The 321-nt window shown below is 42.7% G+C and carries 1 protein-coding gene; it reads right to left on the reverse strand.

What is annotated here, in order from left to right:
• On the reverse strand, positions 1-321 hold a 321-nt coding region (locus tag AWH02_RS06795), incomplete at both ends, for an isopeptide-forming domain-containing fimbrial protein (RefSeq protein ID WP_145762185.1).

Here is a 321-nt window from a genome sequence, read left to right on the forward strand (position 1 = left end):
CAAGAACGTCTTTCAATTCATCGGTAACTGTAAAGCCTGTCGCATCTTGAGGCATAGTTGTATGGATGTTGTATGTGAATTCTTCTGTTCGATCTGCAATTGTTTCAGAAGGTTTTGAATTCACATCTTTTTCAATCGGTGGCTGTTCTGGAGATGGAGGAGTGACAGGTACTTCGTTAGAGTCCTTCGTTACAGCTGGTTTGTTAGGGAAGCCAACTGTGTAAGAAGCCTTATTCGGTACTTCTGCCTTGTCTGCTTTCATGTAAGCTGACAAGTTTGCACCCTCTCTGATCTTAGCCTTGAAGTTGAGGACAACTTCTT

The sequence above is a fragment of the Streptococcus gordonii genome, assembly GCF_001553855.1.
GTDB classification, from domain to species: Bacteria; Bacillota; Bacilli; order Lactobacillales; family Streptococcaceae; genus Streptococcus; species Streptococcus gordonii.